The 18,787-nt window shown below is 45.0% G+C and carries 16 protein-coding genes; 11 read left to right on the forward strand and 5 right to left on the reverse strand.

Going from position 1 to position 18,787, the window contains the following annotated elements:
- Positions 1-7: 7 nt before the first annotated feature.
- Genes glmS through ACO05P_RS13945 form a run of 3 tightly spaced genes read right to left on the reverse strand, consistent with a single transcriptional unit; the run spans position 8 to position 4,037 of the window.
- A complete protein-coding gene (gene glmS / locus ACO05P_RS13935; protein ID WP_421751738.1) occupies positions 8-1,849 on the reverse strand; it encodes a glutamine--fructose-6-phosphate transaminase (isomerizing) in 1,842 nt (613 codons plus the stop codon).
- An 11-nt stretch (positions 1,850-1,860) separates the two neighbouring features.
- Positions 1,861-3,195 (reverse strand): DUF4270 family protein, encoded by a 1,335-nt coding sequence (locus ACO05P_RS13940; RefSeq protein ID WP_421751740.1) that lies wholly within the window; start codon positions 3,193-3,195, stop codon positions 1,861-1,863.
- Between the two features lie 20 nt (positions 3,196-3,215).
- Positions 3,216-4,037: a glycogen/starch synthase gene (locus ACO05P_RS13945; RefSeq protein WP_421751742.1), complete on the reverse strand. Its 822-nt coding sequence runs from the start codon at positions 4,035-4,037 to the stop codon at positions 3,216-3,218.
- Positions 4,038-4,089: 52 nt separating this feature from the next.
- On the opposite strand from ACO05P_RS13945, the gene panC reads away from it, so the two are divergent.
- The 9 genes from panC to ACO05P_RS13990 all read left to right on the forward strand — a co-directional run bounded on the left by panC (position 4,090) and on the right by ACO05P_RS13990 (position 12,452).
- Complete coding sequence (panC, locus tag ACO05P_RS13950; protein ID WP_421751744.1) at positions 4,090-4,983, forward strand: pantoate--beta-alanine ligase; 894 nt, start codon at positions 4,090-4,092, stop codon at positions 4,981-4,983.
- Positions 4,984-5,039: 56 nt separating this feature from the next.
- Positions 5,040-5,390 carry an aspartate 1-decarboxylase gene (gene panD, locus ACO05P_RS13955; protein ID WP_421754917.1) on the forward strand — a complete coding sequence of 117 codons (351 nt, stop codon included), beginning with the start codon at positions 5,040-5,042 and terminating at the stop codon, positions 5,388-5,390.
- A gap of 4 nt (positions 5,391-5,394) precedes the next feature.
- Positions 5,395-6,396 carry a lysylphosphatidylglycerol synthase transmembrane domain-containing protein gene (locus ACO05P_RS13960; RefSeq protein WP_421751746.1) on the forward strand — a complete coding sequence of 334 codons (1,002 nt, stop codon included), beginning with the start codon at positions 5,395-5,397 and terminating at the stop codon, positions 6,394-6,396.
- Positions 6,393-6,764 (forward strand): hypothetical protein, encoded by a 372-nt coding sequence (locus ACO05P_RS13965; protein WP_421751748.1) that lies wholly within the window; start codon positions 6,393-6,395, stop codon positions 6,762-6,764. The genes ACO05P_RS13960 and ACO05P_RS13965 overlap by 4 nt, the downstream gene beginning before the upstream one ends.
- Positions 6,764-8,131: a DNA repair protein RadA gene (gene radA / locus ACO05P_RS13970; protein ID WP_421751750.1), complete on the forward strand. Its 1,368-nt coding sequence runs from the start codon at positions 6,764-6,766 to the stop codon at positions 8,129-8,131. Before ACO05P_RS13965 ends, radA begins: the two co-directional genes overlap by 1 nt.
- Before the next feature lie 97 nt (positions 8,132-8,228).
- A complete protein-coding gene (locus tag ACO05P_RS13975) occupies positions 8,229-9,359 on the forward strand; it encodes a P-loop NTPase (protein WP_421751752.1) in 1,131 nt (376 codons plus the stop codon).
- Between the two features lie 10 nt (positions 9,360-9,369).
- Positions 9,370-9,618: a NifU family protein gene (locus ACO05P_RS13980; RefSeq protein WP_421751754.1), complete on the forward strand. Its 249-nt coding sequence runs from the start codon at positions 9,370-9,372 to the stop codon at positions 9,616-9,618.
- Between the two features lie 4 nt (positions 9,619-9,622).
- Complete coding sequence (locus ACO05P_RS13985; RefSeq protein WP_421751756.1) at positions 9,623-11,461, forward strand: 2-oxoacid:acceptor oxidoreductase subunit alpha; 1,839 nt, start codon at positions 9,623-9,625, stop codon at positions 11,459-11,461.
- Positions 11,448-12,452, forward strand: a complete 1,005-nt coding sequence (locus ACO05P_RS13990) for a 2-oxoacid:ferredoxin oxidoreductase subunit beta (protein ID WP_421751758.1) — start codon at positions 11,448-11,450, stop codon at positions 12,450-12,452. The genes ACO05P_RS13985 and ACO05P_RS13990 overlap by 14 nt, the downstream gene beginning before the upstream one ends.
- Positions 12,453-12,570: 118 nt before the next feature.
- Here ACO05P_RS13990 and ACO05P_RS13995 read toward each other — a convergent pair whose 3' ends face one another.
- Complete coding sequence (locus tag ACO05P_RS13995) at positions 12,571-13,929, reverse strand: sensor histidine kinase (protein ID WP_421751760.1); 1,359 nt, start codon at positions 13,927-13,929, stop codon at positions 12,571-12,573.
- Positions 13,919-15,280, reverse strand: a complete 1,362-nt coding sequence (locus ACO05P_RS14000; RefSeq protein ID WP_421751761.1) for a sigma-54-dependent transcriptional regulator — start codon at positions 15,278-15,280, stop codon at positions 13,919-13,921. The genes ACO05P_RS13995 and ACO05P_RS14000 overlap by 11 nt, the downstream gene beginning before the upstream one ends.
- Positions 15,281-15,696: 416 nt before the next feature.
- Between ACO05P_RS14000 and ACO05P_RS14005 the strand changes: the two genes are divergently transcribed.
- Entirely contained in the window at positions 15,697-16,386 is a 690-nt protein-coding gene (locus tag ACO05P_RS14005) for an ABC transporter ATP-binding protein (protein WP_421751763.1), read from the forward strand.
- On the forward strand, positions 16,373-18,781 hold the full coding sequence (locus ACO05P_RS14010; RefSeq protein ID WP_421751765.1) for an ABC transporter permease: 2,409 nt from the start codon (positions 16,373-16,375) through the stop codon (positions 18,779-18,781). Before ACO05P_RS14005 ends, ACO05P_RS14010 begins: the two co-directional genes overlap by 14 nt.
- Positions 18,782-18,787 lie beyond the last annotated feature (6 nt).

Genomic DNA, 18,787 nt, shown 5'->3' on the forward strand with positions numbered 1-18,787 from the left:
ACAGTTCTTATTCTACGGTAACCGACTTGGCCAGGTTACGCGGTTGATCCACATTACATCCGCGCATAACGGCAATGTGGTAAGAAAGTAATTGCAGTGGAATAGTAGTTAATAGAGGAGAGAATACTTCCATGGTATCTTTTACCTCGATCACGTGATCCGCCATTTTAGCGATCTCACTGTCACCATCGTTCACAATGGCAATCACTTTTCCTTCACGGGCCTTAACCTCCTGGATATTGGATACGATTTTATCGTACTGTCCGCTTTTAGGAGCAATTACCACCACCGGCATGTTCTCGTCGATCAAGGCGATGGGACCGTGCTTCATTTCCGCAGCAGGATAGCCTTCTGCGTGGATGTAGCTGATCTCTTTTAATTTCAAGGCGCCTTCGAGGGCAACAGGGAAATTGTATCCACGACCCAAGTACAAGAAGTTAGGGGCGTCTTTATAGAGTTCCGCGATATAACGAGATTGAGCATCGCTTTTCAGCATATCTTCAATCTTGCGAGGGATCTCATTCAATTCGTTCAATAAACGGTGGTAATAGCTCTCTTTTAATAAGCCTTTCTTGTGCGCCAGTTTAATGGCGATCAAGTTTAATACGGCTACTTGTGCAGTAAAGGCTTTGGTAGAAGCAACTCCAATTTCGGGTCCAGCGTGGGTGTAAGCACCGGCATGAGTTTCACGCGCAATGCTGGAACCTACCACATTACAAATTCCAAAAATGGTGGCGCCGCGCTCTTTGGCCAATTTAATTGCTGCCAGGGTATCGGCAGTTTCTCCGGATTGGCTGATAGCGATCACTACGTCTCTCTCGGTAATAACCGGATTCCGATAACGGAATTCTGAGGCGTATTCTACCTCAACCGGAATGCGAGCTAATTCTTCAAAAATGTATTCGGCAACTAAACCGGCGTGCCAGGAGGTACCACAGCCGATAATGATGATGCGTTGGGCATTAACCAATTTTTCCTGGAATTGGTAAACACCATCCATTTGGATTAGACCTTGTTCGGGCAATAAGCGTCCGCGTAAGGTGTCTCCAATAGATTTAGGTTGCTCATAAATTTCTTTCAGCATGAAATGATCATAACCCCCTTTTTCAATTGAGGCTAAATCCATTTCTAACTGATGTACATAAGGATCAATCGTACGATTGTCGGGAATAGAAAGTACTTCGATTTCCTGTCCGCGATTGATGATAGCCATTTCATCATCTTCCAGATAAATGGCCTTTTTTGTAAACTCAAGGAAAGGAGTAGCATCACTGGCGATAAAATATTCGCCTTCTCCAACTCCTACAACCAGAGGACTACCTTTTTTAGCCACTACAATTTGATCACTATTGTTCTGATCAATCACGGCAATGGCATAAGCCCCGATTACCTGATTTAGAGCAATGCGTACCGCTTTCGCTAAGTGTACACCTTCGCTCTTCATAACGTCTTCGATCAGGTTTACCAATACCTCCGTATCGGTGTCCGAATGAAAAACGTATCCTCTTTGGGTTAGGGCTTTTTTAATGGAAGAGTAGTTCTCAATAATTCCGTTGTGGATCAGAACTAAATCTCCGCTATTGGAAGTGTGAGGGTGCGCATTGGTATCGTTGGGTTCACCGTGGGTGGCCCAGCGGGTATGACCAATTCCAATGCTGGCTTCCTCAATGCTGTTATTCATTTTGGCTTCGAGATCCGAAACCTTGCCTTTGCATTTAACCAGGCTTAATTTTCCGTTTAAAACGGCGATGCCGGCACTGTCATATCCGCGGTATTCTAATCTACGCAGACCGTTAACTATTACTGGTACGGCATTCTTGTTGCCCAGGTAACCAACAATTCCACACATAGTTTTCCTTTTTAAGGTTTAGTGTAATAAACAATTACCGTGGCTCTTTCTGAGAGCCCGGATCCTCCCCTCAAAATGGTCCGATTTGCCGCAGTTGTGCGGGTGGTCGGAACGAGGGCTAAAGTAGGGTTTTCTTTGCTATTGAGGACCCCAAAAAGGTGCCGGCTAAGGTCGATTACGTATTTGTTATTACGCAGGACACCTCGGCTTAATGTACCGCCACCACCGCCATCGGTCTGGAAATCGATAATGCGATCACCTAAGCTTTTGCCTTCCAATAGTCTAAGTTCCATTCTCGGACTAGGAGGTACCGGCTCCGTAATTCCTTGAGCAGTATAAATTTCTACTTCCGCTTTATTGATTACCAGCCCTTCATTTACAAGGCTGTCTATTTTACGTGGATCAAAGCGTAAGGCTGTGCAAACGCCGGCCATGGCTTGCACATAAGTTTCCGTTTCACCATTTACAGAGTCTTGAGCCAGGCTTTCCAAAGGTGAGCCACTATAGTCCTGCTCAAAAGTGCTAAAATTGATAGGCTTAAGGGATTTGTCTTGATCAAAGTTCAATTCAGCATAGCTGGTATCCTCATCATTGTGGTAGTAGATCCGTAAGCCCGTGTAGGCGCTGGCTAAATTGGTGTGAAGAATGCAACTTCCGCTTTCAGCTTCAATTTGCACCCCTTTAAAGTATTCAAGGAATTTAGCGAAGCTGCTGAACTCGTCGGCGGAGCCATTAGCTACATCTGCAAATTGACTTTGGAAATAAGCGACATCCATAGGGATACGCAGCAAAGCAGGAGCCAGTTCACCTTCAAATTGAGTATTAGTTTTAGCTCGCGGTTGATAGCCATTTAAACGACCAATTTCATTGCCTAGAGTTGGCTGGTAATTACTGTAGTAAATGCTATCTTCCTCAAAGGCCTGACTTAATTCATAAACTGCAAAATCCATTGAGTTGGTGGTGTCGCCATAAGCTTCGGTTAAACGCAGGTAAAGATTAACGGAATCTACAATGGGATTGCTACCAAAGTCAACATTCAATTCATTAGGGATCATTTGGCTAAGGATGCGCGCTTTCTCAATCCCGAAATAATTGCTTTGACTGTGCCCTAATAAGCGAACTGAATTATAACCACCCAGTGTAACTTGAGTGCTGTAGTCGAGGGCAACGACAATGCTATCTACCGGTGCGGTCCAGGATACCAGGTTGATATGCATGGAATCGGCCTCGGTATTTCCTCCGATAATTTGTTGAAAACCTAGATCGTCGGTAGGCTTTTCACAGGCGGCTATAAAAAACAAAGGAGCCATGGCTAAGATGGCTCGCTTTACAGTGCTTAAGGTCATATATTTAATTCTAAAAGAATTTAAGCTAGAGACTCTTCCTCTACAATTACCTGCTCATAGAGCTTGGCAATTTCTGAATTCGGATCTTCCGATTCAGTTAGGTCGATCATGGAGCTAACGTTCTTACTCACATAATCTTTCATTTCGTCGGTTAATTTACTTCCCGAAAGGGCAACACCATCACAGTAGGCCATATTGGCTCTGTAAACACTGCTGATGTTGGCATCTGCGAAAGGTGCAACTTCATCATCGCTCAATCCGTCAAAACGCAAGTAATCAGGTAAGCTTTTGCTTAGGTTCTCTTCGGTAGCACCATATACTGAAAGTACAGTTTTGCTATCGGAGAACATCGGATCATCGTGGTGGAACTTTTTCAAGTATAAGGGTAGGAAGCTGGCCATCCATCCATGACAGTGAATGATATCCGGGCTCCAGCCCAATTTCTTAACAGTTTCAATAACTCCGCGGCAAAAGAAGATGGCACGTTTGTCATTGTCTTCGTGGAATTCTTCATCCTCATTATAGAAGATGGCCTTACGCTTAAAGAACTCATCATTATCGATAAAGTAAACCTGCATACGCGCTTGAGGCACTGAGGCTACCTTGATGATCAAGGGCTGATCTTCGTCGTTTACAATAATATTGATACCGCTTAAACGAATCACTTCATGCAATTGATGACGACGTTCGTTTATTAATCCATAACGGGGCATGAAAACCCGTACCTGGTGCCCGCTTTCATTCATCTTTCGAGGCATTTCCAAAGAAGGTTTGGAAATTTCATTTTCGGGGAGGTAGGGGTGAATCTCCTGACTTACATACAGAATGCGCTTACTATCCATGATCCGTGTTTAATCTACAAATTGAAAAGGTTTGCAAAAATATAGCTTTTTTGTGAATAACTCAATTTATAATAATAGCTTTACCCGCTGCAATGCCTTGAAAATGCAAGTGTTTCACAGTGTATCCGAGCTGTCGGTTTTTCAACAGCAAAACAAATCGAAAGGCCACTCACTTGGATTTGTGGCAACTATGGGTGCTTTGCACGAGGGCCATCTTACTTTATTAAGACGTGCTAATCAGGAAAACGCTGCCAGCATCGTAAGTATTTTTGTCAATCCCACTCAGTTTAATAATCCCGAAGATTTAGAGAAATATCCTCGTCGAACCGATGAAGATCTCGCTCTTTTAGAAGCCGAAGGTGCTACTGCGGTTTTTATGCCTTCAGTGGAGGAGATGTATGGCAATGAGGTAGAACCCGAAGCTATTGATTTAGCTGGTCTGGATCAGGGGATGGAAGGAGAGTTTCGCCCCGGACATTTTGCAGGCGTAGCTACGGTAGTGAAGCGTTTGTTTGAAATGATTAAGCCCGATCGGGCCTATTTTGGCAATAAAGACTATCAACAGGTTTTAGTTGTAAAGCATGTGGCACGCATCTTTAATATGCCCATTGAGGTAATAGGTTGTGATACCGCTCGTTTCCCCAGTGGCTTAGCGATGAGTAGTCGGAATTTCCGCTTAAGTCCACAAGGAATGGAAGAGTCTGGCATTATTTACCGCGAAATGAAATGGGCGGCAGATCATTATCAGGATTACAGCCCAGAGAGCCTGAAAAACACCATTCGAGCACATTTTGCTGATAGTAATTTGGAACTTGAGTACATTGAACTGGCAGATGCTCATAGTATGAAACTGGTGGAGACTTGGGCTGAACATAAGGAAGTACGCATATTTATGGCCGCTTATTGCGAAGGGGTACGCCTGATAGATAATACTACTTTATATTGATTGCCCAAGGCTATTAGCCCCTTCCATAATCAGGGCCTTTGAATTACTTTTGCGGCATGTTAATCGAGGTATTAAAATCGAAGATTCATCGGGTAAAAGTTACCGGAGCGGATCTAAACTATATAGGTAGCATTACCATTGACGAAGATTTAATGGATGCGGCCGGATTAATTGCAGGGGAAAAGGTGAGCATTGTGAATGTAAACAATGGCGAGCGCCTGGATACTTATGTGATTAAAGGAGCACGGGGTCAAGGTGAGATTACCATGAACGGTCCTGCTGCCCGAAAGGTGCAAAGAGGGGATATCGTTATTATTATCGCTTATGCCCAAATGGACTTTGAAGAAGCGAAAAGATTTCAGCCCACGATCATCTTTCCTAATGAAGAAACCAACCTGTTAAACTGATCTTTTGAAAGCCAAGTTTAAGGACATCCTGAAATATCTGCTCTTTACCGCTATCGCCGGGTTTTTTCTCTATCTCGCTTTTAATAAGGCGGATTGGTCTAAGATGTTGGAAGATTTCCGCAAGGCCGATTATCGCTACGTCTTCCTTTCCATGTTAATGGGATATGCTGCTTTTATCAGTCGAGGATTGCGCTGGAACCTCCTGCTCGAACCCCTAGGAAAAAAGGCCAAAGCATGGAATGCGATCAATGCTATTTCCATCGGATATTTTGCCAATGCTCTGGTGCCCCGTGCCGGTGAGGTTATGCGATGCACCTCTTTAAAGGAAACTGATGATATTCCTCTGGAGCGCCTTTTTGGAACTGTCGTTTTGGAGCGGGTTATCGATGGAATATTACTTCTTTGCCTAATATCATTAGCCTTTATTACCCAATTAGGTAACCTGCAAAGTTTCTTTGATCAAGCTTTCGCTGGAGCTGATGGAGCAGATGGCCAGGGTCCAGATTTGAAAATGATCTTAGGAGCAGGGTTCTTAGTGTTCCTTATTCTCTTTTTTATTTTCCGAAAGCGCATCCAGAGACATCCCCTCTTTGCCAAGGTGCGTGAGCTATGGCAAGGATTTAAAGAAGGCTTTAAGTCACTTTCTAAGGTGAAAAACAAATGGGCCTTTTTTGGGCATACCCTTTTTATTTGGTCTATGTATTTCTTAATGATCTATGTAGTGATGTTTGCTCTTCCTGCTACTGAGGATATCAACCTGAGTAATGGACTCTTCGTAATGGTAGCCGGAGGAATGGGAATGGTAGTGCCTACTCCCGGGGGAATTGGCTCCTACCATTATCTGGTTCAACTCGCCCTTAGTGTCTTAGGAGTAGATCAGGCGGATGGACTTACCTTTGCAACCCTGGTGCATAGCGGTCAATTGGTAATGACCCTCATTGCCGGATTTAGTGCCTTACCCATGGTGTATCGTGCCCGCAGAATATTAAAAAAATCCAAAGCATGAATTTAAGAGAAGCCCTACGCAATAAGAAAAAGTCGGTAACTGATATGAACCATCAGGCCAATGCATGGCGGGTTTACGGTGAAGAAACCCTGGTACTTTTCTATGCCAACTGGGAATTTAACTCAAGCAATTTGCATAAGCTTCTTGATTATCTAAGCTTGGTAGACAAGCTGGTGGTGGCCTTACCTAAAGCCAGTACCGATGATACCATTTTTCGCATTGCTAATCTTCAGGTAGTGGATGGTATTGTTTTATATGAGTCTATCGAAGAATGCATGGCTGGTTTTAGCGGTGCCAAATTTGCCTTCGAAGGAACTAATGGTCCGGCTCTGAATGCAGAGCTGAAAGCTCGTATCTTAGACCTTTAATGGCCAAGGTAAAAACTGAGTATACTTGTCAGAATTGCGGCTCCCATTTTTCCAAATGGATGGGCCAGTGCTCTCGTTGCGGGGAGTGGAATACCATTGTTGAAGAACTCATTGAATCTTCTTCCAAAGAAAAGGCCTGGCATAGTGAAAATAAATCTCCGGCTACGGGCAAATCCAAGGTTCGAGCGGTAAAGGATTTTATCCCCGATCGATCGGAGCGTTTTAGCAGCGCCGATCCCGAATTAGACCGGGTTTTAGGCGGTGGTATCGTTGAAGGTTCCGTTACCCTGGTTGGAGGGGAGCCCGGAATTGGCAAGAGTACTCTTCTTTTGCAAATGGCGCTGGGGATTTCCAGTAAGGTGCTTTATGTAAGTGGTGAGGAAAGTGAGCAGCAGGTACAAATGCGTGCTCGCAGAATTGGGATTCGCAATGAAGAATGTTATCTGCTTACCGCTACCTCCACCCAAGAAATATTTCAGCAGATTAAAAGTCAGGATCCGGATATCCTGATTGTGGATTCCATCCAAACCCTGCATTCACAATTGATTGAATCGGCACCGGGTTCGGTATCACAGATTCGGCAATGCTCTTCCGAATTAATTCAATTTGCCAAGGAAACCGGTACTCCGGTTTTTTTAATCGGGCATATTACTAAGGAAGGGCAAATCGCCGGCCCAAAATTATTGGAGCACATGGTAGATACCGTGCTTCAGTTTGAAGGGGATCGACATCATATTTATCGCCTGCTCCGCGCGCATAAAAACCGCTTTGGCTCCACCCATGAAATTGGGATTTATGAGATGCATGGCGAAGGAATGCGCGCCGTGGCGAATCCATCACAGCTATTGCTTTCGGAGCGGGATGCCGACTTAAGCGGGAATGCCGTAGCAGCTACTTTGGAAGGGATTCGTCCCATGCTTATCGAAATTCAGGCCTTATGCAGCACGGCGGTTTATGGCACTCCGCAGCGCAGCACTACGGGATTCGATACGCGCCGACTCAATATGCTTTTGGCGGTTTTAGAGAAGCGCTGTGGTTTTCGATTGGCCACTAAGGATGTGTTCCTAAATATTACCGGAGGAATTAAGGTGGATGATCCGGCCATAGACCTGGCAGTGGTGGCTGCTATTCTTAGTTCTAATGAAGATATTGCCCTTTCGCCGCGAATTTGTTTTGCGGCAGAAGTTGGCCTTTCCGGAGAATTACGTCCGGTACCACGCCTCGAACAACGCATCTCAGAAGCCGAAAAATTAGGCTTCGAAGAAATAGTTTGCAGCGGTCACAGTAAATGGAGTTCTAAGGGGGTGTCTATTAAGGTGTTGGAATTCAATAAGGTAGAAGATGTTTTTCAGCATCTTTTTGGCTAAGAATATAGCCTGATCTTATCTCGATAATTAGGTGATAGATATCATTATTGATTGCTATCCCTGTACCTTATTTTTGTCAAAATTTAGGAGCAAAGAAATGGCTTATACTAAAAGCGAGCTTAGCGAAGCTTTAAAAAATATACCGGCCACAAAGGGCGGGACCAATCTGGTGGATGCAGGCCACGTGAAAAATCTGCAAATATTTGGTGATGAGGTAATCGTTGATGTGATTAGTGAATCGCCCGCCTTGCATGTGAAGAAAAAACTGGAGGTAGATATTCTGAAGGTTATTCACGAAAAGGTCGATAAAAAACTGAAGATCACCGTAAATATTGAAGTGCCTAAAGCCGCGGAGGAGCGTGCCCAAATGATTCGTGGTGAAGCCTTACCCGGTGTGAAGAACATTATCGCGGTGGCCTCTGGAAAAGGAGGGGTAGGGAAATCTACCGTTGCCTCTAATTTGGCGATTAGCTTAAAGCAGATGGGCTTTAGCGTAGGTTTGGTAGATGCAGATATCTATGGACCCTCGGTGCCCACCATGTTTGATATTACTAATGCTCGTCCGGGAACTATCAATGTAAACGGGCAAAGCAAGATGGATCCGGTAGAAGCTTATGGCATTAAAATTCTGTCCATTGGCTTTTTTGCCAAGCCAGATCAAGCAGTGGTATGGCGTGGACCCATGGCTTCTAAGGCTTTAAACCAACTCTTGCGCGATGCCCATTGGGGGGAGCTGGATTTTATGATTTTGGATTTACCTCCTGGTACTGGCGATATTCACCTATCTACCGTGCAAGCGGTGCCCATCACCGGTGCGGTAATCGTTAGTACACCGCAAAATGTAGCCCTGGCGGATGCTCGCAAAGGGGTTGCCATGTTTAGAGTTGAAAATATTAATGTGCCGGTTTTAGGCTTGATCGAAAACATGGCCTACTTTACTCCTCCCGAACTGCCCGAAAACAAGTATTACATTTTTGGTCAGGATGGGGTAAAGAACTTATCAAACCAATTACAAGTGCCTTTCTTGGGTGAACTACCCATAGTACAAAGTATCCGAGAAGCAGGTGATGTGGGTCGCCCCGCTGCTATGCAAGAAGGAAGCGAAGTACAAAAGGCCTTCGAAAATATTGCCCGTCGCACGGTTGAGGAACTGCTACGACGAAATGAGGAGCTTCCCCCCACAGAAGTAACTCGCATTACCACAATGGCCGGCTGTTCGGCTGTTTAGATTGAAGCGTATGGAGAACCGTGATGATATTCTGAAACGCATCCACATAGCCCTGGATGAAGTGCGTCCCTTTTTGAAGTCGGATGGGGGTGATATTACCCTGGTAGATTTAGAGAACGATGGGACCGTAAAAGTGCAATTGCACGGCGCCTGCATTGGATGCAGTGTTAATCAGATGACCCTGAAAAGTGGGGTTGAAATGACGATAAAAAAACATGCACCGGAAATCACATCCGTGGTCGAGGTGAGCATGGCCTAGATCCATGAAAAATACCCAAGCCCTTAAAAAAGTCACCATTCTTTTTGCCGGCGATAGTGGCGATGGGATACAATTAGCTGGCTCTCAATTTGCGAATACTACCGCTTTGGCGGGAAACGACTTAAGCACTTTTCCCGACTTTCCAGCGGAAATTCGCGCCCCAATCGGAACGGTATCCGGGGTTTCAGGCTTCCAAATTAATTTCGGGAGTGAAGAAATTCATACCCCTGGTGGTCGACCGGATGTATTGGTAGCCCTTAATGCAGCGGCCTATCGCAAGAATTTCCCCAGCTTAAAGCCTGCGGGAACCATTATCGTAGACCCAGCTGGATTCGACAAGAAGAACCTGCGTTTAGCAGGATATGATGATGAGGAAAATCCGCTCCTAAATAAGCCCTCCGATTATCAGTTTTACGAAATCGAGGTAACCCGACTCAATCGGGATGCCATGAAGGAAGTGGAGATCGCTCCTCGGGATCGCGATCGTTCTCGCAATATGTTTGTGCTGGGCTTTATCTATTTCCTCTACAATCGAGATTTGGAGGTTACCCTGCATTTCCTCGAAGAGAAATTTAAACATAAGCCTGATGCCCTCGAGGCGAATAAAAAGGCCTTAATGGCGGGCTATAATTATGGCGATACTATTGAAGCGATTACCCGCTATCGTATTGAAAAGGCCAAATTACCAGCCGGCGAATATCGCAATGTAACCGGCAATCAAGCATTGGCGCTTGGTTTAATAGCCGCCACTAAAAAAGCGGGATTGGATTTGTTTTACGGATCCTATCCTATTACTCCCGCTTCGGATATTCTGCATGAGTTGGCAGCGCGTAAGAATTATGGCGTAAAAACCTTTCAGGCGGAAGATGAGATCGCGGCTATTACTTCTGCAATTGGAGCCAGCTTTGGTGGTGCTCTGGGAGTAACCGGAACATCAGGTCCGGGTATGGCCCTAAAAACCGAAGCGTTGGGATTGGCCATGATGTTGGAGCTTCCCTTGGTGGTAGTGAATGTGCAAAGGGGAGGTCCCAGTACCGGCTTACCTACTAAAACCGAGCAAAGTGATTTAATGCAGGCGGTGTATGGTCGCAATGGTGAAACGCCAATTCCTGTGATTGCCGCTTCTTCACCCTCGGATTGTTTTTGGGCCGCCTATGAAGGGGTTAAATATGCCATTGAGCACATGACTCCGGTGATTGTTTTAAGTGACGGTTATTTGGCTAATAGCTCAGAACCCTGGCTTTTCCCTAAGGCCGCAGACTTAGCTGAAATAAAAGCTCCCTTCCGCACTGAAGTTGAAAATTACCTTCCCTACGAGCGCGATGATCGCGAGGTACGCGAATGGGCGATACCCGGTCAGGCTGGCTTGGAACATCGCTTAGGTGGATTAGAGAAGGAAGATAAAACGGGCAATGTGAGCTACGATGCCGAGAACCACGAATTGATGGTGAAAACCCGTGCTCGCAAAGTTGCCTTAGTTGCTAAAGATTATCCCGAAACTCGACTTTTGCAAGGTGCTGAAAAAGCCGACTTGCTGGTTTTAGGATGGGGAAATACCAAAGGGGCCATTCAGGTGGCGGTAGCTCAGGCTTTGGCGGAAGGGCTTTCGGTAGCACAATTACACCTGCGTTATATTAATCCTTTACCAGAAGATTTAGGCGCCATCTTACAGCGCTATCCTCATATCTTGATTCCGGAATTGAACGACGGGCAATTAGTGCGCATCATTCGCGATCACTATTTGGTGAAGGCTGATGTATTGGATAAGATTCAGGGGAAACCCTTTTTGGCGGAAGAGATTTTAGCGCAAATCAAAAAAGTATTGAAAGATGGAAACCACTAAAACCCTAAGTGCCCGCGATTTTAGCAGCGACCAGGAGGTGAAATGGTGTCCGGGTTGTGGCGATTATAGTATTCTCAAGCAAATGCAATCGGTGGTTCCCGAATTAGGGATTGCCCGTGAAGACATCGTTTTCATTTCGGGTATTGGTTGTAGTTCGCGCTTCCCTTACTATATGAATACCTATGGTATGCATAGTATTCACGGCCGTGCGCCGGCCATTGCTACAGGCTTAAAAATCACGAATCCGGATTTAAGCATTTGGGTAATTACCGGTGATGGCGATGGATTGAGTATTGGAGGTAACCACCTTATTCACTTGCTACGCCGTAATGTGGATCTCAATGTATTGCTCTTCAATAATCAGATTTACGGCCTTACCAAAGGTCAGTATTCGCCCACTTCAGAGTTAGGGAAAAAAACCAAGAGTAGCCCATTGGGAAGCCTGGATCATCCTTTTAATCCCTTGGCCCTGGCTTTGGGAGCCGATGCCAGTTTTGTGGCCCGTAGCATTGATCGCGATCCGAAGCATTTACGAGAAATCCTTACTGCTAGCCACCAGCATAAAGGCACCAGTTTTATAGAAGTATATCAAAACTGTAATGTCTTTAATGATGGTACATTCCTCAATTTCACGGATAAGAAGCTGAAGGACGAATATGTACTTCTTTTGGAGGAAGGTCAGCCTTTGGTATATGATCAAGGTAAGAAGGGCATTCGCCTGAATGGCCTGAAACCGGAAATTGTAAACCTCGAAGCGGGAGCTTCCTTAAATGATCTTTGGGTTCATGATAGTCGGGATGCAACCAAGGCCTATGTTCTAAGTCGCTTCTTTGATGATAGCTTACCAAGGCCATTCGGGATTTTCTATCAGGAAGATCGCCCTTGCTATGAGGATGATTTACTGGATCAGATCGATCATGCGAAAGGCGTTCAGGGCGAAGGCGATTTGGATGATTTGTTGCGTGGAAAACGGAGTTGGATTGTAGGTTGAATTACAAATTCAACCTAGTTTCGGTGATGATACGTTTGAGTCGAGGTCGAATTGCAAATTCGACCTAGTCATTATTTTGTTCCAAATACTGGATCGAATTTGCAATTCGATCTACGATTTACTCCTCCCCAAAGCAAAGCTTAAACAGCGTGCCTTCTCCGGGTACACTTTGCACTTTAAGGTCGCCTTGATGGGTTTTCATAATGTTTTTACTCAGGCTTAAACCGATGCCGGTTCCACTTTTACGGGTACTGAAAAAGGGAACAAAAATCTGGGAGATAAGATCCGGGTCGATCCCTTCTCCATTATCCCGAACATAAACTACTACGCCCTCATTTTGAAGCTCGGCGCTGAGTTCGATAAAAGCATTTTCACGTCCTTCCAGGGCCGGAAAAGCATTCTTGATGAGGTTGATCAATACCTGCTCAATCATCTTCTTATCGGCTTTTACCGCTAGTCGATTTTGGGTAAGCTGATAGCTCAGTTTCACCTTACGCGATTCTGCTTCTTTATGCATGAGCTGCACTACTTCCTCAAAAAGCTCCCGCAGGGGAACCACCGTTTTTTCAGGTGCCGGAAGCTGACTCAATTTGCGGTATTCCTCCACAAAGCTGAGCATACCCTTGCTACGTCGAATAATCGTACTTAAAGCTTCATGCATATCGGAAAGATCTTCCTCCGATAAATCTTCTGGCTTTTTGGCTTTGCCATCCTGAGCTACCATATCGCGAAGGGTTTCACTGAGGCTAACCACTGGTGTTACTGAGTTCATTACCTCATGGGCTAAAATTCGGATTAGGCGATGCCAGGCCTCCATTTCCTTTTCCTCCAAAGCATGGCGCATAGTACCTATGCTTAGCAGATGGTAATGAATACCCGCTAATTGCAAATGCTGAAGATCGAGGTAGAACTCTTCGGCCCCCGAGCCATTTTCCCGCGACCATAATTTACGCCCGGTAAAGTCGAAATTGCCAATCACCTTTGCTAAGCTGGGTAAGCGTTCTTCCAAACGTTTCCAGTTCTGAAAATTGGGGATGTCTAGCAGCTCCTGGCACTTTTCATTAGTTAAGAGGATATGACCTTGTTCATCTACCAGCATGATCCCCAAATTCAAATTTTGGAGAATTAAATTGAGGATTTGATCGCGATGATCACCCTTCACTTTGGATTCGTGAATGATGGAAAGCATGCGACTAAACTCTTGTTCCAATTCGGCGAAAGCCTTGCCAGAACGGGCCAAATCGAAGCGCGTACTTAGATCGCCAAATCGAACCGCCTCCAAGAATTTTCGGGTCTCAATCAATAGTTTTTGCTGGTAATAGGCCAATTCAATCGCTTGACCGATCAGCACCAAAACCATTACGATATTTACGAAGATGAGCTCGTATTGACTGGATAAATAGAAGAGCAGACCCATGCTAAAAAGCAGGAGCAAAAGCCGCAGGCTGATCTGGATGGGGTAAGATCTAAAGTTCATATTTTTCCATTCTTCGGTAGAGCGCTGCTCGGGTAAGGCCTAAATCTTTGGCGGCTTTCGAGATATTTCCCCGGTGTTTGTCCAATGCCTGCAATACCAAATGACGTTCCATTTCCTCCAGGTTTAAACCCGCAGGTTTGCTGGCTTGTCCTCCTCTTAATTGCAGATCTTCGGATTTTACTTCTTTGCCCGCACTAAGGATAACAGCTCTCTCCATGCTGTGCTCCAATTCGCGCACATTGCCGGGCCAGTGGTATTCGCAAAGGGCATCAATGGCCTCAATACTCAGGCTTAGGCTTTCCTTATTGTACTTCTTGCAAAAGCGCTCAAAAAACTTTCGAGCTAAAAGGGGTATGTCTTCCAGGCGCTCGCGTAAGGGAGGCACCACAATTTCGACGGTATTAATGCGATACAGCAAATCTTGGCGAAAGCGTTTTTCTTCGACCCAATCGTGCAGGGGGCTGTTGGTAGCACAGATCAAACGAACATTCACTTTCCGACTTTGGTTTTCCCCTACCCGTCGGATTTCCTGAGTTTGCAGGGCATTCAATAATTTCGACTGCAGGCTAAGGTCGAGGTTGCCAATTTCATCTAAAAAGAGGCTACCCTCATGAGCCGATTCAAAACGACCGGCTTTATCCTCCGAAGCATCGGTAAAGGCCCCTTTTTTATGTCCGAATAGTTCACTTTCAAATAAGCTAGGGGCAATGGCGCCTAGGTCTACCGTTACAAAGGGTTCCTGTTTGCGCATGCTCATTCTATGGATGCTCAAGGCCAGGGCCGATTTACCGGTTCCATTTTCGCCGAGCAATAAAATATTGGCATCGGTTTCGGCTACCTTTTTTAGCGTTTCTAAAACGCTGGTCATGCTGGGAGAACGGCTAATCAGATCTTCTTCCTTCAATGCCGCCTGATCTTCCCATTGTTTATTGCTATGCTGAAGTTGAGCGACCTTTTGTTGTTCGCGGGCCAGCTTTAAAGCATTGTTTATAGTAGCTAATAGCTTTTCGTTGGTCCAGGGTTTGAGCACAAAATCGAAGGCCCCTTCTTTTATAGCTTTAACCGCCAATTCCACTTCACCATAGGCGGTCATTAAGACCACCTGGGTGGCAGGACTGAGTTCGCGGATATGCTTAAGCCAGTAAATGCCTTCCGCGCCGTCATTTCGACCTTTACGGAAATTCATGTCCAATAAAACCAAATCAATATTCTTCCGGCTTAAAATCCGGTTTAGATCCGAAGGATCTTCGGTGGTTTCCACTTTTTGGAAATGTTGTTTCAGTAAAATCCGGGCACTGGTAAGTACATCCGGATCATCATCTACAATAAGAATATGGTAGGGCTTTTTCACATATCGAAGGTAGGGCCTCTGTTCGAAATCGAACAAATTACTGTTCGAAAATGAACATTAAAAAAGTGAATACTTGTTAATATTTGCTGAAAACCAGGCTTTTAGTTTTTTGGCACAAGCTTCGCCTATAAAGAGGATGAAAACTAAAGCGTAAAAATTTAATAAAAACCCCGGCGCTTATAAAGCAACGTTCTTTTTGATTTCGAATGAGCTGCGATATTGAATTTGGTTGTTTAATTAGTTCAAGTAGCAGAATTTAGGGTTAAATCGGTTATCCTCCGCAGCCTTTCGAAAATCCGGGGTTTTTATTTCTAGCTCTATCCTAACATGATCATTCTCGTTTTCCTTATTTTCATAGGTGTTCTCATTAGCAAGTTGTTCTGAGCATTTGCTTTACTTTGTGCTAAAGTCGAGGCATGATCCGTCTGCATAATATTTCTAAGATTTACCGCAGCCAAGGGGTAGAAACCCGGGCTTTAAATGATGTGGACCTGCGAGTGCAGGATGGTGAATTCTTAAGTATTATGGGACCCAGCGGATGCGGGAAGACCACTCTTCTTAATATTATTGGCCTGCTCGATACTTACGAGGAAGGCCTTTTTGTTTTTAAGGAACAAGACATGAGTTTGCTCGATGAAAAGGCCAAGCTTATTATTCGCAAGGAGCAAATTGGATTTGTTTTTCAAAATTTCAATTTGATCGACGACCTTACCGTAGCCGAGAATATCGAACTTCCTCTTCATTATCTGAAGGTAGCTCGGAGTGAACGCCAAGAAAGGGTTATGGAAGTATTGGATGCGATCTCAATGGGTCATCGTAAAGACTTTTTCCCCTACCAACTTTCGGGAGGCCAGCAGCAAAGGGTGGCGGTAGGTCGTGCCATTGTTAGTAAGCCTGCTTTAATTCTGGCGGATGAACCTACCGGTAATTTGGACTCGGCTCAAGGAAATGACATAATGGAAATGTTGGCCCGCCTCAATGATCAGGGAACTACGGTGGTGATGGTTACCCATAGTCCGCATGACGCTTCTTATTCGCAACGCATTGTTCGCCTAATGGATGGGGAGGTTACGTCGGAGAAAAAGGTCCTGCATGCTCCTTTCTAAGCTTCCATTTGCTTTTCGGACCCTCTACCGACATCGCTTATATACCCTATTAAATTTGGGTGGCCTGGCTATTGGCTTGGCGGTTTCAATAATTGTAGCTCTGTATTTACATGGGGAGTTTACCTATGATGAGCATTGGGAAAACCATGAAGATATATATCGGGTTAATTCGCGATTCGACCTTAATGGTTCGGAAGAATTGTACGGGGGAAGTGGTTATGGCTTGGCTCCACTTTTAGCTGAACATTACAAGCAAGTTGAGGCTTCAACACATCTTTTTCATCTCGAGAACAGTATTTTCTTCCGCACGGATAGTTTGCGACAGTATGAGGATCAGGTGGCGATTGCTGATTCCAATTTTTTTCGCGTTTTCCGAACTCCTTTTATTGCAGGAAGTCCAGAGGATGCCCTGGTGCAGCCTTTCAGTATTGTAGTGAGTTCCACCTTTGCCGATCGCTATTTTGGTAGCTCGGAGGTATTGGGAAAGAAAATTAATACCAGTAATTACGAGTATACCATTACCGGTGTTATTGCGGATTTACCGGAGAACCTTCACCATAGTTTTCAAGTTTTGATTTCCGAACCCCCCGCGATTCGGGATAGCAATGATTTGGCGGTGAGCCTCTGGCAGGTAAGTCATTATACCTTCGTAAAATTGAAACCCGATTCAGATCCTTATGTTTTGGAAGCGGGCTTTGATACTTTCTTTGATAAGTATATGGCGGGTTTGGCGGATATTGTTCAGGGAAGTTATCAGATTGAATTACAGGAAATAGCCTCTCTGCATTTTAAAACCAATGCCAAGTATGATCGACCGGGTGGGCGCTTAGCCTATGTATACGGATTTGCGGGTATTGGCCTCTTAATTCTAATACTGGCCATTATCAATTATGTAAATATGGCCACCGCCCGCAGCTTAAAGCGAATCCGTGAGGCGGCCATGCGCAAGGTTTTGGGGGCAAGTCGCGTAGATATTCGCTGGTTGATTTTAAGCGAGTCGGTGCTGATGTCCTTTATCGCTCTATTACTAGCCTTTGCGCTGGTTGAGGTCTTTACCGCCATTCTGCCCTTTAATAATGCTATTGGCAAGAAGCTCTTTTTAAACTTTGGTTCTTTCCCGGAATTGTTGCCCTTAAGTGTGATTTTGGCTTTGCTGGTGGGACTCATCAGCGGAAGCTACCCTGCAATTAGCCTGGCAAGGGTAAGTCCTTTGGATGCTTTTACAAATAAGAAAGGTATTCAAAGGAGAAACTCTCTTCCACGCAAGTTCTTAGTAGGCTTTCAGGTTTGTGTTTCGGTAGCGGTGGTAATTACCGCGATTTTCATGTACCGCCAAATGGAGTTTATCAAGAATCGAAACTTAGGTTTTAACTCCGATCATGTGCTGGTGATTAATGTGCAGGATTCTACCAGTATTTATCGCATACAGGATTTGGCTACAAATTTTCGTCGTAGTTCCCTGGTAGAATCGGTAACGGTGGGAGCCAGCTCTACCGGTAGTGGCACTTTTAGAAGCTTGTTCGAATTGGAAGAAGAGGCTACACGAAATTTCCGTCGCATTAGCCTGGATTTTCTTGGGGTTGGACCGCAATATTTGGAGACCATGGAAATTCCGCTTTTGGCGGGAAGGGGTTTTCGGCAGGAAGATCTTGGGGATAGCTTACATCCTAAAGTGATTGTAAATCGAGCGCTGGTGCGCGATATGCATTGGGAACGACCTTTGGGAAAAAAGATTCGCAGTGCCTTTGATGAATCAGGTGATGCTACCCTCGAAGCAGAGGTAATTGGCGTTTGCGATGATTTTAATGCGCAGAGTTTGCATAATCGAATGGCTCCGCTCATTTTAACCTTGCATCAGGATAATTTCCGGGTTCTGCAAATCAAGGTTTCTCCGGATCAAATGTATGCCGCCCTTGATGATTTGGAACGCCGCTGGACGGCTATGGTACCGGATGTACCCTTCCAGTTTTCCTTCTTGAATAAGGATCTTTTGCAGATGTATGATGAAGAAATGCGACAGTCCCGTTTAATCTTATACCTAACCATCATTGCCATCTTAATTTCATTGCTGGGTTTTGTGGGTTTGGCGTCTTTTACCACCGGCTTGCGAACTAAGGAAATTGCCATTCGTAATGTATTAGGTGCCGGCTCCTGGGATTTAGTCAATTTGATTTATCGCGAATTGGTTTCAGTGATTTTAGCCGGGGTAATTATAGCCACTCCTTTATCAATCTTTATCACCTGGCAGTGGCTGCAAAACTTTGCCTATCGCACCTCGGTAGAGCCGCTTATTATTATCTTCACCGTTCTATTAACCCTGGTAATCGGTTATGGAATTGTGGCCATCCACTCCTTAACCGTTTCGCGAAGAAACAGCATTCAAAACCTTGTGTAAGCGATT

The sequence above is a fragment of the Croceimicrobium sp. genome, from assembly GCF_965228705.1.
Classification (GTDB): domain Bacteria; phylum Bacteroidota; class Bacteroidia; order Flavobacteriales; family Schleiferiaceae; genus Croceimicrobium.